Raw genomic sequence first — 13,828 nt, 5'->3', positions numbered from 1 at the left:
CCGACCTCCCCCGCAAGCGGGAGAGGTAAGAAAGGTCAGATCGCCCTGACCACCCTGAAGTCGAGGCCGTCGGCTTCGGCAAGATACATCGGCATCCTGGCATGGCCACTGCGAACCGTCACGGGCCCGCGCGGGCCGCGGTAGACGAGGTTGTCAGCTGCCGCGAGCAGCGGCCGCATCTCCAGCGTGCCGGCGCGGCTGGCGGCGGCCTCGAGCAGGCAAAATCCTTCATAGGCGGACTCGCTGCACGATCCGACCGGCGGCGCGAACGGACCGAACATCGCGCGATAGCGGTCCCTGAATTCGTCGCCGGCCTGCGAGCCGGCGCCGGGGAAATAGCCGGAGGCGCAGAATAGGTTCTCGGTCTTGTCAGCGCCGATCCCGAGCAGCGCCGTTTCGTCGAAACAGGTGGCAAAGCGCAACGTGGTGGCGGCGAGCCCGGCATCGGCGAAGGCGCGGTTGAAGGTCACGCTGTCGGTGCCGATCAGCGAGATCAGCACCACATCGGGCTTTGCCGCACGGATCCGCGCCAGATGCGCCTCGTGATTGTCCTCGCCGACCGGGACGAACTCCTCGCCGACAACCTCGCCGCCGGTCTCCTTGATGTAGCGCTTGACCGCGCGATGCGACTGCCACGGCCAGACATAATCGCTGCCGATCAGGTACCAGCGCGAGGCACGCTTCGCCTCGGCCAGCCAGTGGATCGACGGCCGGCTCTGCCAGCGCGGCGTCTCGCCGATCGCGATGACGCCCGGCGTCCGCTCGCCGCCCTCATAGACCGGCGTGTAGATGTAGGGGATGCGGCTGCGAGTGATGAGGTCGCGCAGCGCGACGCGCACCGCGCTGGTGTGCAAGCCCATGATGAGATCGACTTCGTCGGACGCGATCGCCTGCTCGGCGCGGTCGAGCACGTCGTCGAGCGGCCCGCCGGCGTCGTAGACCGAGAACTCGATCTCGCGGCCGAGGATGCCGCCGCGCCGGTTGATGTCGGCGACAGCGAGCTGCGCGATCGAGGTGGCGGCTGGACCCCACATCCCGGGCGAGCCGGTGCAACAGACGAAGCCGCCGATCCGCAGCCGGTTCCGGGCACCGCGCGGACCGAAACCACCGCGATCCATCGGCGAAAATACCCGATCGGACGCCGACGCCAGGTTCCTGAACAGCAGGGACGGCGGGAACGGGAGGCCTCCACCCCTGTAATTCAAGTTTCTTGCCATGACGTTGAGCCTCGAATGCACACCTGCTCCTGTCTGGCACCGGCCCGCCGCGGCGAGCGCGGCATCGCCCTCACCGGCGACGGTACCATTCTAGATCGTCTTGATCACATTGAAGTCGAGACCGTCGGCTTCGGCAAGATAGATCGGCATTTCGGCGCGGCCGTCGCGAATGGTCACAGTGCCGCGCGCGCCGCTGTAGACGACGTTGCGCCCGGCGGCGAGCAAGGGCCCCAGCGACAGCGAGCGGGCACGGCTGGCCGCCGCCTCGAGGAAGCGCATGCCCTCGTAATTGGACTGCCCGACCGAGCCGATCGGCGGCGCGTGCGCCCCGAACATCGCACGGTAGCTGGTCCGGAAGTCGTCATTGGCGCGCGAATCGACGCAGCCGAAATAGCCGGAGGCGCAGAACAGGTTCTCGGTCGCGTCGGGCCCGATGCCGAGCATCACGGTCTCGTCCATCGCGCCCGCATAACGCAGCGTGGTGGCGGCGAGCCCGGCCTCGGCAAAGGCGCGGTTGAAGGTGATGCTGTCGGTCCCGATCAGGGTGATCAGCACGACGTCGGGCCTGGCGGCGCGGATGCGCGCCAGATGCGGCTCGTGATTGTCCTCGCCGAGCGGAACGAATTCCTCGCCGACCACCTGGCCGCCGGCTTCCTTGATGTAGCGCTTCACCGCGCGATGCGCCTGCCAGGGCCAGACATAGTCGCTGCCGATCAGGTACCAGCGCCGCGCCTTCTTGACCTCGGCGAGCCAGTGGATCGCCGGCCGGCTTTCGGCGCGCGGCGTCTCGCCGATCGCCATCACGCCATGCGTCCGCTCGCCGCCCTCATAGACCGGCGTGTAGACATAGGGGATACGGCCGCGTGTGACCTTGCGCAGCGCAAGGCGGACCGCGCTGATGTGCGAGCCCATGATCACGTCGATCTCGTCGAAGGCGATCGCCCGCTCGGCGCGGCGCACCACGTCCTCGATCGGACCGCCGGCGTCGTACATCGACAATTCGACCTCGCGGCCGCGGATGCCGCCGCGCTTGTTGATCTCGGCGATCGCCAGCATGACGCTGTTGGCCGAGATCGGTCCCCAGATCCCGGGCGCGCCCGAGAAGGTGATGAAATTGCCGATCCGGAGCTTGCCGTCGGTGCCGCGCCGGCGCGAGGAGCCCGGCCGGACGGTCAAAGCAAGATCGGCCGCGCTGGATGACGGGCTTCGAAACAGGTGCGGCGGCGCGACGGGCAAGCCGCCATACGCCTGAAAAGAGACCGTCGAGAGCACGCCAACTCCTGTCTGGGAAGCAGTACGCAACGCAGCCAGCGGGCGGTCGCGGCATCCGCCCTTTGGTTGGGGGAATATCCTAGGGGAAAATATTGAATATTCAACAATTGAAGTGCATATAGAAACGGCATGCGTTGCCGGACATTCATTCACCGGGTCAGGAACCAGGTCTCACGCCGTGGCTAAACCGCCGAAAGAAAATTCCCCGATCACCGAACATCTCACCTACCTGCTGGCGCAGGCCAACCGGGAGATCAACCGGCAGTTGGAGACGCGGCTCGCCAAGGAAGGCGTCCCGGTCGAGCAATGGCGCATCCTTAAAGTTCTATCCGACGGCAACGGCCACTCGATGGGCGAGCTCGCCGACGCGGTGCTGCTCAACCATCCGACGCTGACCAAGATGATCGACCGCATGGTGTCGGACGCCCTGGTCTACCGCGTCCAGGACCCCAAGGATCGCCGCAAGGTGCTGATGTTCGTCTCCGACCGCGGCAAGGCGCTGTGCCGCAGACTGAACTCGCTCGCGGTGAGCCAGGAAGAGCACATCGTCGAGAGCTATGGCGACAAGTCGACCACCGAGCTCAAGCGCCTGCTGGAAAGCCTGATCGGCAGCGCCAACTGACGCCGCGACGGGCCTGACGCACCGACGGGGCGCGCCGTCCTGGCCGCTCTCGAACCCTCAAAAAAGACCGGCTGCAAATGTCGGGACGCGGCCATGTGCTGCGTCCTTTGGGCGCGCCCGCGGCGCAGCCTTCGCGCCCGGGCGCTTGAGGTCCACCCGATCCACAGATAGCGAGGACACCCCGTCATGCCTTCGATCACGCCGTTCCTCTGGCTCGACAACAACGTCCGCGATGCGGTCGCGTTCTACAAGTCGGTGTTTCCGAACGCCGAGATCGAGACCGTCAGCGACTTCATGGCGAGTTTTGAGCTCGAAGGGCAGCGGTTCTACGCGCTCAATGGCGGGCCGCAGCACAAGTTCAACGAGGCGGTGTCGTTCTTCCTCAGCGTCGAGACCCAGCAGCAGGTGGATTACTTCTGGGAAAAGCTCACCGACGGCGGCCAGGAATCGCGCTGCGGCTGGCTCAAGGACCGCTTCGGCCTGTCCTGGCAGGTGATCCCATCCGCGCTCGGCCGCTATCTCAGCGACCCCGACCGTGTCAGGGCCGACCGCGTCATGCAGGCGATGCTGAAGATGCAGAAGATCGTGATCGCCGACCTCGACAAGGCCTACGCCGGCTGACGGCGATGCGGCTTCGACGGCGGGCCAATCGCCCGCCGCGTCATTGGCTGCGGCGGCTTACGCGTACCGCCCGTGGCAGTGCTTGTACTTCTTGCCTGACCCGCAGGGGCAGTCCTCGTTGCGGCCGACCTTGCCCCAGCTTGTGGGGTTGTTCGGATCGCGGTCGGCGGCGGACATTGCCGGCGCCAGCGAGGCCTGGGCGTAGGTGGCTTCGGTCAGGCGGGCCTGGGCGAACTCGTCCTCGCCGGTGTTGGGATCGAGTTTGTGCGCTTCCATCATCGGCAGCGGCTGCGGCGGCTCCTCCGGCGGCACGATCTCGACCCGCATCAATTGCGCGGTGACTGCCTCGCGCAGATGCGCGCTCATCTCCTGGAACAGGTTGAAGGCTTCGGTCTTGTACTCCTGCAACGGATCGCGCTGGCCGTAGCCGCGCAGGCCGATCACCTGGCGCAGATGGTCGAGCATGATCAGGTGCTCGCGCCAGAGATGGTCCAGCGTCTGCAGCAGGATGGTCTTCTCGACGTAGCGCATCACGTCGGGGCCCCATTGCGCGACCTTCGCCGCCATGCGCTCGTCGACATGGTTCTCGATGCGGTTGAGCAGCTCCTCGTCGGCGATGCCCTCTTCCTTGGCCCATTCGTCGACCGGCAGGTCGACATCGAGCACGCGCTTCAGCTCTTCCTTGAGGCCCGCGGTGTCCCACTGCTCGGCATAGGCATGCTCGGGGATGTGCTTGGTGACCACGTCCTCGACGAAGGCGTGGCGCATGTCGGTCACGGTCTCGACCACGCTGTCGTCCTTCATCAGGTCGACGCGCTGGTCGAAGATCACCTTGCGCTGGTCGTTCTGGACGTTGTCGAACTTCAAGAGGTTCTTGCGGATATCGAAGTTGCGCGCCTCGACCTTCTGCTGCGCCTTCTCGAGCGCCTTGTTGATCCAGGGATGGATGATCGCCTCACCCTCCTGCAGGCCGAGCCGCTGCAGCATGCTGTCGAGCCGGTCGGAGCCGAAGATGCGCATCAGATCGTCTTCCAGCGACAGGAAGAATTTCGAGCGGCCGGGGTCGCCCTGACGGCCGGAACGGCCGCGCAGCTGGTTGTCGATGCGGCGGGATTCGTGACGCTCGGAGCCGATGATGTAGAGGCCGCCCGGCTTCTTCACCGTCTTGGCGGGCTTGTTGCCCTTGGCAGGCTCGACCTCGAAATCCTCTTCCGCCTTCAGCACGAGTTCGCGGAAGCGCTCGATGTCGGCCTTGATCAGCTCGATCTTCCTGGCCTTCTCGGCCTCGTCGGTGATTCCTCCGGTCTCCTGCTGGATCCGCATCTCGAGCGAGCCGCCGAGCTTGATGTCGGTGCCGCGGCCGGCCATGTTGGTCGCGATCGTGATCGCGCCCGGCACGCCGGCTTCCGCGACGATATAGGCTTCCTGCTCGTGGAAGCGGGCGTTCAGCACAGCGAACAGCTTTGCCGGCTTGCCGGCGCGCGCCGCAGCGTAAAGCTTCTCCATGCCGGATTCGGCGCCGAAGTCGATCTGCTTGTAGCCGTGCTTCTTGAGATACTCGGCCAGCACTTCCGATTTCTCGATCGACGCCGTGCCGACCAGCACCGGCTGCAGCCGCTTGTTGGCGCGCTCGATCTCGGCAAGGATCGCGGCGTATTTCTCGTTCTGGGTGCGGTAGACCTCATCGTCCTCGTCGAGGCGCGCCACCGGCAGGTTGGTCGGGATCTCGACGACCTCGAGCTTGTAGATGTCGAACAGTTCGTCGGCTTCGGTCAGCGCCGTGCCGGTCATGCCGGACAGCTTCTGGTACATCCGGAAATAGTTCTGGAAGGTGATCGAGGCCAGCGTCTGGTTCTCGGGTTGGACCGTGACGTGCTCCTTGGCCTCCAGCGCCTGGTGCAGGCCTTCCGAATAGCGGCGGCCCTGCATCATGCGGCCGGTGAACTCGTCGATGATGACGACCTCGTCATCGCGGACGATGTAGTCCTTGTCGCGGGTGAACAGCGTGTGCGCGCGCAGCGCCTGGTTGACGTGATGCACGACGGAGACGTTCTCGACGTCGTACAGCGACTCGCCCTTGAGCTGGCCGGCGTCGCGCAGCAAGTTCTCGAGCTTCTCCATGCCGCCTTCGGTCAGCGTCACCGTGCGCTGCTTCTCGTCGACCTCGTAGTCGTCCTTCTTGGCGAGCTTCGGCATGAAGGTGTCGATGGTGTTGTAGAAATCCGAACGGTCGTCGAGCGGGCCGGAGATGATCAGCGGCGTGCGCGCCTCGTCGATCAGGATCGAGTCCACTTCGTCGACGATCGCATAGAAGTGCTCGCGCTGGACCATGTCCTCCAGGCGGTACTTCATGTTGTCGCGCAGATAGTCGAAGCCGTATTCGTTGTTGGTGCCGTACGTGATGTCGCAGGCATAGGCGGCCTTGCGCTCGGCGTCGTCGAGGCCGTGCACGATCACGCCGGTGGTCAGCCCCAGGAACGCATAGATCTGGCCCATCCAGGCGGAGTCGCGGCGGGCGAGGTAGTCGTTGACGGTGACGACATGGACGCCCTTGCCGGCGAGCGCGTTGAGATAGACCGCGAGCGTCGCGACCAGCGTCTTGCCTTCGCCGGTCTTCATCTCGGCGATGTCGCCCTCGTGCAGCACCATGCCGCCGATCAGCTGAACGTCGAAATGGCGCTGGCCGAGCGTCCGCTTGGCCGCCTCGCGCACCGTAGCGAAGGCCGGAACCAGGATGTCGTCGAGCGTCTTGCCGCCGGCGAGCTGCTGCTTGAATTCGGCGGTGCGCCCCTTGAGCTCGTCGTCGGTGAGTTTGACGAGGTCGGGCTCAAGCGCGTTGATGGCGTTGACGCGGGACTGATAGCCCTTGACCCGACGGTCGTTGGATGAGCCGAAAAACTTGCGGGCGAGCGCGCCGATCATGCGAAATTCCTGTTCTTCGGTCTTGAGTTAGGTCTTGAATTTAGGTCTTGGATTGCAGCCTGAGATGGTCCGCCAGATCGCCTATCAACTCACCGTGACGCGCTACGGTTCGAGCCCCGACCCGGGGCTCCTCCGCCAATTGAGTGGGAAACAGGCCATCCTGGGTTCAACGGCGAAAAACGCAGCAAAATAAGCGCTCTCACCGCCGACACGGTTGGCCAGAGATATGGCCCGGTCGGGGGGTTGTCAACGCTGGCAAGATGTCAAGGAATTCATCATTTTGACAAGACTTTCGCGTTGCCAATGTAACACGATTGGGCGAGTGTCCGCCCCGCTCGAGCTCCCCCCCTTTGAGACAAGGATTTTGCATGACCACCTCGCCTCCGGAAACCAAAACCGGCCTGCGCCTCGGCCTCGCCACCCTGGCCGCCACGGGCTGTCTTGTCGCAGTGCTGGCTGCCGGCCTTCCGGTCCGCGCCGCGGAATCCGACCCGGTGCTGGCGAAGGTCAACGGTTCCGAGATCCATGCCAGCGACGTGGCGCTCGCCGAGGAGGAACTCGGCCCGAGTCTGGCCCAGATGGACCCCGCGACCAAGAAAGACAACGTGCTGTCGTTCCTGATCGACATGAAGATCGTGTCCAAGGCCGCTGAGGACAAGAAGATCGAGAACAATGACGACTTCAAGAAGCGCCTCGCCTTCACCCGCAACCGCCTGTTGATGGACAGCCTGCTTGCCAGCGAGGGCAAGGCGGCGACCACCGACGACGCCATGAAGAAGGTCTATGACGAGGCGGCGAAGCAGATCACCGGCGAGCAGGAGGTGCGCGCCCGCCACATCCTGGTCGAGACCGAGGACGAGGCCAAGGCGATCAAGGCCGAGCTCGACAAGGGCGCCGACTTCGCCGAGCTCGCCAAGAAGAAGTCCAAGGATCCCGGCGCCTCCGACGGCGGCGACCTCGGCTTCTTCACCAAGGAGCAGATGGTGCCGGAATTCTCCGCGGTCGCCTTCTCGCTCGAGCCGGGCAAGATCTCCGATCCGGTCAAGTCGCAGTTCGGCTGGCACATCATCAAGGTTGAGGAAAAGCGCAGCCGCAAGGCGCCCGACTTCGAGCAGGTGAAGGCCCAGATCGAGACCTATGTGACCCGCAAGGCCCAGGCCGACTACGTCGCCAAGCTGCGCGAGGCCGCCAAGGTCGAGCGCCTGGACAAGCCGGCCGACGCGGCGACCCCGCCGGCGGATGCGGCCAAGGACGCGCCGAAGCCCGCCGACAACAAGATGGCGCCGGCGAAGAAGTAAGCGTCACGAGACGACGCAGTTGCGATGGCCGGGCATGTCCCGGCCATTTGCGTTTCAGGGGTGATGTGTAGCCCGTAATAAAGCCAGCTCGCGAGCTCTTCCCCTTCCCCCTGAAAGGGGGAAGGTCGGGATGGGGGTCAGCCGCATACGACACTGTTTGTGGAGGGAACAGATCCCCACCCGCTTTGCTCTGACGAGCAAAGCGACCTCCTCTTTTCAAGGGGAGGTGAGAGGCGGCCCGGACCAAGTTTTTTGAACAATTAGTGACAGCCGCAATCGTGGCTTCGCCCTCTCCCGCTTCGGCCTGCGAGATGATAAGCAGCGCTTCCCTCCCCGTAGCCGGAAGCGCCTCATGTCCACCGCCGTCTCCCCCCTCGCCCCGCCAGACGTTCCCGAGATGCCCGTGATCGCGGGTGTGCGGCTTGCGACCGCTGCCGCGGGCATCCGCTACAAGGGGCGTACCGACGTGCTGCTCGCGCTGCTGGACAAGGGCACCACGGTGGCCGGCGTCTTCACCAAGTCGAAATGCCCGTCGGCGCCGGTCGAATGGTGCCGTGCCAAGCTGAAGGGCGGGAACGCGCGTGCGCTGGTGGTCAATTCCGGCAACGCCAACGCCTTCACCGGCAAGACCGGCAAGGTGTCCACCGCGCTGACCGCGCAGATCGCGGCGAAGGCGGTCGGCTGTTCGACGTCGGAGGTGTTCCTTGCCTCGACCGGCGTGATCGGCGAGCCGCTCGACGCCACCAAGTTCGACGGCGTGCTGGCGCAGCTTGCGGAGACCGCGACGGCCGATCGCTGGATGGACGCTGCCAAGGCGATCATGACCACCGACACCTTCCCGAAGGTCGCCACCGCGACCGTGAAGCTCGGCAAGGCCAAGGTGACGATCAACGGCATGGCCAAGGGCGCCGGCATGATCATGCCCGACATGGCGACCATGCTGTCGTTCATCTTCACCGACGCGCCGCTGTCGGCGTCGGTGCTGCAATCGCTGCTCAAGACCGGCGTCGAGGACACCTTCAATGCGCTGACCATCGACGGCGATACCTCGACCTCGGACACGCTGCTGGCGTTTGCAACCGGCGCCGCGGCTGCCAATGGCGCGCCAAAAATCTCGCGCGCCAGCGACCCGCGCCTGAAGGCGTTCACCAAGGCGTTCCAGCAGATCCTCGCCAATTTGTCCGAGCAGGTGGCGCGCGACGGCGAAGGCGCGCGCAAGCTGGTCGAGGTCGTGATCGAGGGCGCGACGACAAAGCCGTCGGCGCGCAAGATCGCGATGTCGATCGCCAATTCGCCGCTGGTGAAGACCGCGATCGCCGGCGAGGACGCCAATTGGGGCCGCGTGGTGATGGCGGTCGGCAAGGCCGGCGAGCCCGCCAACCGCGACAAGCTCTCGATCTCCTTCAACGGCATCCGCGTCGCCAAGAGCGGCGCGCGCGATCCGTCGTACAACGAGAAAGAGGTGTCGGAGGCGATGAAGGCGCCGAAGATCCAGATCAAGGTCGCGCTCGGCCTCGGCAAGGCCCGCGACCGCGTGCTGACCTGCGACCTCACCAAGGAATACGTCGCGATCAACGGCGATTACAGGTCGTAAGCATCGCCGTCATCGCGAGGAGCTCGCGACAAAATTGCAAAGCAATTTTACGCTGAAGCGACAACCTGTCGGCCGTAGCTTTAGCGAAGGCGGAAGCAATCCATCTGTTCGAGCGTGCAGAGAGATGGATTGCTTCGCTTCGCTCGCAATGACAGAATCTCCGCCAACACCGCATCTGGACCTTGGCCCCGCATGGCTGACATCAAGCTAACCCTCGTCGTCGCCTGCGCGCTGGTCGATGCCGACAAGCGCGTGCTGCTGGCGCAGCGCCCCGCGGGCAAGGCGCTGGCCGGCCTGTGGGAATTCCCGGGCGGCAAGATCGAGCCCGGCGAGCGTCCGGAACAGACGTTGATCCGCGAGTTGCACGAGGAGATCGGCATCACCGTGAGCGAGCCGTGCCTCGCGCCGCTGACTTTCGCCAGCCACGCCTACGAGACCTTCCATCTGCTGATGCCGCTTTACATCTGCCGGCGCTGGGAGGGCATGGTCGTGGCGCGCGAAGGCCAGAACCTCGCCTGGGTGCGCGCCAACAAACTGCGCGACTACCCGATGCCGCCCGCGGACATCCCGCTGCTGCCGCATCTGATCGATTTGTTGCTGTAGTCTTCTTCGCCTCTCCCGCTTGCGAGGGAAGCGCGCTGCCAAAATATCGAAAACAACCCCATGCAAAGTAGCCGGCGGTGGCCGGCGTTCGACCATGCGACTTGACGCCTCGGGCAACTCACGGGTATTCTTCCAATATTCCGAAATCGCACAGACGGACGCTCGCCCCAGGGCGTATGGCAGTTGCGCGCTTCGGCCGACGTTTCCAGTCATGGCCGATAGCCGGATGCGATAGCCCTGCCCGCAAACGGAGAGGGAGCCCTGGCACTTCGCGTCCCTAACGCTTCGCGCCCTTCACCGCCGCTTCAAGACTCGCCATCGCCGAGCCGGGCCGCAGCGGCTTCGGCTGGCTGTCATGCGGCGCCCAGCCGGAGAGCCAGACGATGTCGAAGGTGGCGCGGATGCGGCCGTCGGGATCGGCGAAGCGTTCGCCGTAGATTTGCGCCATGCGCAGCATGGTGGCGCGGCGGGTCGGGGTGTGACGGCGCTCGCGCAGCACGTTGGTCGCGCCCATGCGCCTGAGATCGGCCATCAGCGCGAACGCGCTGGCATAGCGCACCACGACGCGGTCGACGTCGGTGACCGGCAGCGCGAAGCCGGCCCGCTGCAACAGCGCGCCGATGTCGCGCAGATCGGCGAACGGCGCGACGCGCGGCGACAGCCCGCCCTCGCATTCGGCCTCCGCCACGGCAAAACTTTGCCTGAGCTCGGTCAGCGTGTCGCCGCCGAGCATCGCCGCGAGCAAGAGCCCGTCCGGCTTCAGCGCGCGCCGGATCTGCGCCAGCACGCCCGGCAGATCGTTGACGAACTGGAAGGCGAGCGCAGAGACCGCGAGATCGCGCGATTCCGGCGGCAGGCCGAGCGACTCCGCCTCAGCAAAGCCGATCGCATCAACCGAGGCGACCCGCCCGCGCAAGGCGTCCGCGAGCCCGTCGCCCGGCGTCCAGACGTCGACGCCTGAGGAAAAGCTGCGCGACACCGCCTGCAAGCGGTCTGCCATGTCCTCCGTGGCGCGCTCGAGCAAAAATGTCGCCGCCCCCTCGCGCCGCGCGCGCGCAAGCCGCGCACCGAGCAAGGCGCGATCGAACAGAATGGGGGCAGTTGCCGGGGTCGGTGCCATGCCGGCTGGTTACGCCGGACCGCGGTCGCAGGCAATGCGCCTTGAGCCAACGCGGCTCAAACGCTAGCCTCGACTTCCATGGACGCCGAGGCATCACCGACACGCTCCGTTGCAAGCCATTTGCGCAGCGCGCTCGGCGCGGTCGGGGGCGCGTGGCTGCGCACCGCGCGGCTGGCGCTCGACATCGCGCTGCCGACGCTGTGCGTGTCCTGCCGCGAGCCGGTTCATGGCGAGGGCGTCTGTGCGGCGTGCTGGGCCAAATTGTCGTTCATCGCACAGCCGTTCTGCCCGCGGCTCGGCATTCCCTTCGTCTATGACCCCGGGCCCGAGCTGCTGTCGATGGAGGCGATCGCCAATCCGCCGTCCTACCACCGCGCCCGCGCCGCGGTGCGCTATGACGACGTCGCGCGCACGCTGGTGCACGCGTTGAAATACCAGGATCGCACCGATCTGGCGCCAACAATGGGCCGATGGATGGCGCGCGCGGGGAAGGAATTGCTGCAAGAGGCCGACATGCTGGTGCCGGTTCCCCTGCACTGGCGGCGCGGCTGGAGCCGGCGCTACAACCAGTCCGGCGCGCTCGCCAAGGTGATCGCGCGCCAGAGCGGCGTCAAAATGGTGTCCGAGGCGCTGCGGCGCGTCCGCGCCACCGAGCAGCAGATCGGGCTGTCGCGCAAGGACCGCGCCAGCAATGTGCAGGGCGCATTCGGGGTCGCCGCCGAACGCAAAGCTGAGATCCAGGGCCGCCGCGTGATCCTGGTCGACGACGTCCTGACCTCGGGCGCGACAGTCGATGCCTGCGCGCGGGCGCTGCTGCGGGCCAAGGCGTCGCAGGTCGACGTGCTGGTGTTCGCCCGGGTTGTCGATACCCACCGCGCTCCCATATAATCTCGTATTCTGGTTCAACCGAGCGCACCATGACCGCTGCCATCGAAATCTACACCCGCCCGGGCTGCGGTTATTGCACCGCGGCCAAATCGTTGCTGACCCGCAAGAACGCCGCGTTCACCGAATTGAGCGTCGCCAGCAACCCGGCCTATCGCGACGAGATGTACGACCGGGCCGGGGCCGGCACGACCTTTCCGCAGATCTTCATCGACAAGACCCATGTCGGCGGCTGCGACGAGCTCTACGCGCTCGACCGCGAGGGCAAGCTCGACCGCCTGCTCAGCAACGGAGGCGGCGCCTGATGGCCGACAGCACCACTTTCACCGCCGCCATGGTGCAGATGCGCACCGGGCTGCTGCCGGAGCCGAGCCTGGAGCAGGGCACGCGGCTGATCCGCGAAGCCGCGGCGCAGGGCGCCAACTACGTGCTGACCCCTGAGGTCAGCAACATGATGCAGCTGAACCGCAAGGCGCTGTTCGAGCACTTAGCGAGCGAAGAGGACGACAAGTCGCTGCAGGCCTACCGCGCGCTCGCCGCCGAATTGAAGATCCATCTGCATATCGGTTCGCTGGCGCTGCGCTATTCGCCGGAGAAGGCGGTGAACCGCTCGTTCCTGATCGGGCCCGAGGGCAATGTGCTCGCGAGCTACGACAAGATCCACATGTTCGATATCGATCTGCCGGGCGGCGAGAGCTATCGCGAATCGGCCAATTACCAGCCCGGCGAGACCGCGGTGATCTCTGACCTGCCCTGGGGCCGGATCGGATTGACGATCTGCTACGACGTGCGCTTCCCGGCGCTCTACCGCGCGCTGGCCGAGGCCGGCGCCTCCTTCCTCACGGTGCCGTCCGCCTTCACCCGCAAGACCGGCGAGGCGCATTGGCACACGCTGCTGCGCGCCCGCGCCATCGAGACCGGCTGCTTCGTGTTCGCCGCGGCGCAAGCCGGCCTGCATGAGAACAAGCGCGAGACCTTCGGCCATTCGCTGATCATCGACCCCTGGGGCGAGATCCTCGCCGAGGGTGGCGTCGAGCCGGGCGTGTTCCTGGCCGAAATCGATCCCGCCAAGGTCGAGACCGCGCGCAAGACCATTCCCTCGCTGCAGCACGGCAGGCGTTTCGGCATCGCCGACCCCAAGGCGGGCCCGGAACATCTGCACCTGGTCCGGGGTTCGGCATGATCCGCTACACGCTGCGCTGCGAGCACGGCCATCAGTTCGAGAGCTGGTTCCAAAGCTCCTCGGCCTATGAATCGCAGGAGCGGCGTCATTTAATCGATTGCCCGGCCTGCGGGTCGAGCAAGGTCGAGCGCGCGATCATGGCGCCGCAGATCATCGGCAAGAAGGGCCGCGAAAAGGCTCAGCCAGCCCCCGCAGCGTCGCCTGCCCCCGCCGAGGCACCCGCCGGCGAATCGACGTCGCTGATGATGGCGCAGGAACGCGAATTGCGCGCCAAGCTGAAGGAGCTGCGCGACCACATCGTCAAGAACGCCGACAATGTCGGCGAGCGCTTCCCCAACGAGGCGCGCAAGATGCATTACGGCGATATCGAGCATCGGCCGATCTATGGCGAGGCCTCGCCCGAAGAGGCGCGCGCGCTGATCGACGAGGGCGTCGAAGTCTCGCCGCTGCCGACGCTGCCGGAAGACAGGAACTGACGCGCACCGTTTCGC

Annotated in this window: 13 protein-coding genes; 9 read left to right on the top strand and 4 right to left on the bottom strand. The window is 65.8% G+C overall.

Annotated features, from left to right (window positions below; translation table 11 throughout):
• Positions 1–35: 35 nt before the first annotated feature.
• Together HAP48_RS17675 and HAP48_RS17670 are read right to left on the bottom strand one after the other, a co-directional pair.
• On the bottom strand, positions 36–1,217 hold the full coding sequence (locus HAP48_RS17675) for a substrate-binding domain-containing protein (protein WP_166212076.1): 1,182 nt from the start codon (positions 1,215–1,217) through the stop codon (positions 36–38).
• 90 nt (positions 1,218–1,307) lie between these two features.
• Positions 1,308–2,489 carry a substrate-binding domain-containing protein gene (locus tag HAP48_RS17670; protein WP_166212079.1) on the bottom strand — a complete coding sequence of 394 codons (1,182 nt, stop codon included), beginning with the start codon at positions 2,487–2,489 and terminating at the stop codon, positions 1,308–1,310.
• 178 nt (positions 2,490–2,667) lie between these two features.
• On the opposite strand from HAP48_RS17670, the gene HAP48_RS17665 reads away from it, so the two are divergent.
• Both HAP48_RS17665 and HAP48_RS17660 read left to right on the top strand, forming a co-directional pair.
• A complete protein-coding gene (locus HAP48_RS17665; protein WP_038387042.1) occupies positions 2,668–3,111 on the top strand; it encodes a MarR family winged helix-turn-helix transcriptional regulator in 444 nt (147 codons plus the stop codon).
• A 186-nt stretch (positions 3,112–3,297) separates the two neighbouring features.
• On the top strand, positions 3,298–3,732 hold the full coding sequence (locus tag HAP48_RS17660) for a VOC family protein (protein WP_166212082.1): 435 nt from the start codon (positions 3,298–3,300) through the stop codon (positions 3,730–3,732).
• Between the two features lie 57 nt (positions 3,733–3,789).
• Here the strand turns inward: HAP48_RS17660 and secA are convergent, their stop codons facing one another.
• Positions 3,790–6,654 carry a preprotein translocase subunit SecA gene (gene secA, locus HAP48_RS17655; protein WP_166212085.1) on the bottom strand — a complete coding sequence of 955 codons (2,865 nt, stop codon included), beginning with the start codon at positions 6,652–6,654 and terminating at the stop codon, positions 3,790–3,792.
• 368 nt (positions 6,655–7,022) lie between these two features.
• On the opposite strand from secA, the gene HAP48_RS17650 reads away from it, so the two are divergent.
• The 3 genes from HAP48_RS17650 to HAP48_RS17640 all read left to right on the top strand — a co-directional run bounded on the left by HAP48_RS17650 (position 7,023) and on the right by HAP48_RS17640 (position 10,149).
• Positions 7,023–7,952: a peptidylprolyl isomerase gene (locus tag HAP48_RS17650; protein ID WP_166212088.1), complete on the top strand. Its 930-nt coding sequence runs from the start codon at positions 7,023–7,025 to the stop codon at positions 7,950–7,952.
• Between the two features lie 352 nt (positions 7,953–8,304).
• Positions 8,305–9,546 carry a bifunctional glutamate N-acetyltransferase/amino-acid acetyltransferase ArgJ gene (gene argJ, locus HAP48_RS17645; protein ID WP_166212091.1) on the top strand — a complete coding sequence of 414 codons (1,242 nt, stop codon included), beginning with the start codon at positions 8,305–8,307 and terminating at the stop codon, positions 9,544–9,546.
• A 192-nt stretch (positions 9,547–9,738) separates the two neighbouring features.
• Positions 9,739–10,149 carry a (deoxy)nucleoside triphosphate pyrophosphohydrolase gene (locus HAP48_RS17640; RefSeq protein WP_166212094.1) on the top strand — a complete coding sequence of 137 codons (411 nt, stop codon included), beginning with the start codon at positions 9,739–9,741 and terminating at the stop codon, positions 10,147–10,149.
• 277 nt (positions 10,150–10,426) lie between these two features.
• On the opposite strand, the gene HAP48_RS17635 is transcribed toward HAP48_RS17640, so the two are convergent.
• Positions 10,427–11,269: a methyltransferase domain-containing protein gene (locus tag HAP48_RS17635; protein WP_166212098.1), complete on the bottom strand. Its 843-nt coding sequence runs from the start codon at positions 11,267–11,269 to the stop codon at positions 10,427–10,429.
• Positions 11,270–11,347: 78 nt separating this feature from the next.
• Between HAP48_RS17635 and HAP48_RS17630 the strand changes: the two genes are divergently transcribed.
• Genes HAP48_RS17630 through HAP48_RS17615 form a run of 4 tightly spaced genes read left to right on the top strand, consistent with a single transcriptional unit; the run spans position 11,348 to position 13,813 of the window.
• Positions 11,348–12,157: a ComF family protein gene (locus tag HAP48_RS17630; RefSeq protein WP_166212101.1), complete on the top strand. Its 810-nt coding sequence runs from the start codon at positions 11,348–11,350 to the stop codon at positions 12,155–12,157.
• 29 nt (positions 12,158–12,186) lie between these two features.
• Complete coding sequence (gene grxC, locus HAP48_RS17625; RefSeq protein ID WP_166212104.1) at positions 12,187–12,459, top strand: glutaredoxin 3; 273 nt, start codon at positions 12,187–12,189, stop codon at positions 12,457–12,459.
• Positions 12,459–13,337, top strand: a complete 879-nt coding sequence (locus tag HAP48_RS17620; protein WP_166212107.1) for a carbon-nitrogen hydrolase family protein — start codon at positions 12,459–12,461, stop codon at positions 13,335–13,337. The genes grxC and HAP48_RS17620 overlap by 1 nt, the downstream gene beginning before the upstream one ends.
• Positions 13,334–13,813: a DUF1178 family protein gene (locus HAP48_RS17615; RefSeq protein WP_166212110.1), complete on the top strand. Its 480-nt coding sequence runs from the start codon at positions 13,334–13,336 to the stop codon at positions 13,811–13,813. The genes HAP48_RS17620 and HAP48_RS17615 overlap by 4 nt, the downstream gene beginning before the upstream one ends.
• Positions 13,814–13,828 lie beyond the last annotated feature (15 nt).

This window comes from Bradyrhizobium septentrionale, from assembly GCF_011516645.4.
GTDB lineage: Bacteria > Pseudomonadota > Alphaproteobacteria > Rhizobiales > Xanthobacteraceae > Bradyrhizobium > Bradyrhizobium septentrionale.
This window is presented reverse-complemented; position numbering and strand designations above follow the sequence as displayed.

What these genes read in the sequence shown, in the direction of transcription:
- HAP48_RS17620 (WP_166212107.1), top strand. Translation starts at nt 12,459, where the DNA reads ATGGCCGACAGCACCACTTTCACCGCCGCCATGGTGCAGATGCGCACC.
- grxC (WP_166212104.1), top strand. Translation starts at nt 12,187, where the DNA reads ATGACCGCTGCCATCGAAATCTACACCCGCCCGGGCTGCGGTTATTGC.
- HAP48_RS17650 (WP_166212088.1), top strand. Translation starts at nt 7,023, where the DNA reads ATGACCACCTCGCCTCCGGAAACCAAAACCGGCCTGCGCCTCGGCCTC.
- HAP48_RS17615 (WP_166212110.1), top strand. Translation starts at nt 13,334, where the DNA reads ATGATCCGCTACACGCTGCGCTGCGAGCACGGCCATCAGTTCGAGAGC.
- HAP48_RS17675 (WP_166212076.1), bottom strand. Translation starts at nt 1,217, where the DNA reads ATGGCAAGAAACTTGAATTACAGGGGTGGAGGCCTCCCGTTCCCGCCG.
- HAP48_RS17640 (WP_166212094.1), top strand. Translation starts at nt 9,739, where the DNA reads ATGGCTGACATCAAGCTAACCCTCGTCGTCGCCTGCGCGCTGGTCGAT.
- secA (WP_166212085.1), bottom strand. Translation starts at nt 6,654, where the DNA reads ATGATCGGCGCGCTCGCCCGCAAGTTTTTCGGCTCATCCAACGACCGT.
- HAP48_RS17660 (WP_166212082.1), top strand. Translation starts at nt 3,298, where the DNA reads ATGCCTTCGATCACGCCGTTCCTCTGGCTCGACAACAACGTCCGCGAT.
- HAP48_RS17630 (WP_166212101.1), top strand. Translation starts at nt 11,348, where the DNA reads ATGGACGCCGAGGCATCACCGACACGCTCCGTTGCAAGCCATTTGCGC.
- argJ (WP_166212091.1), top strand. Translation starts at nt 8,305, where the DNA reads ATGTCCACCGCCGTCTCCCCCCTCGCCCCGCCAGACGTTCCCGAGATG.
- HAP48_RS17635 (WP_166212098.1), bottom strand. Translation starts at nt 11,269, where the DNA reads ATGGCACCGACCCCGGCAACTGCCCCCATTCTGTTCGATCGCGCCTTG.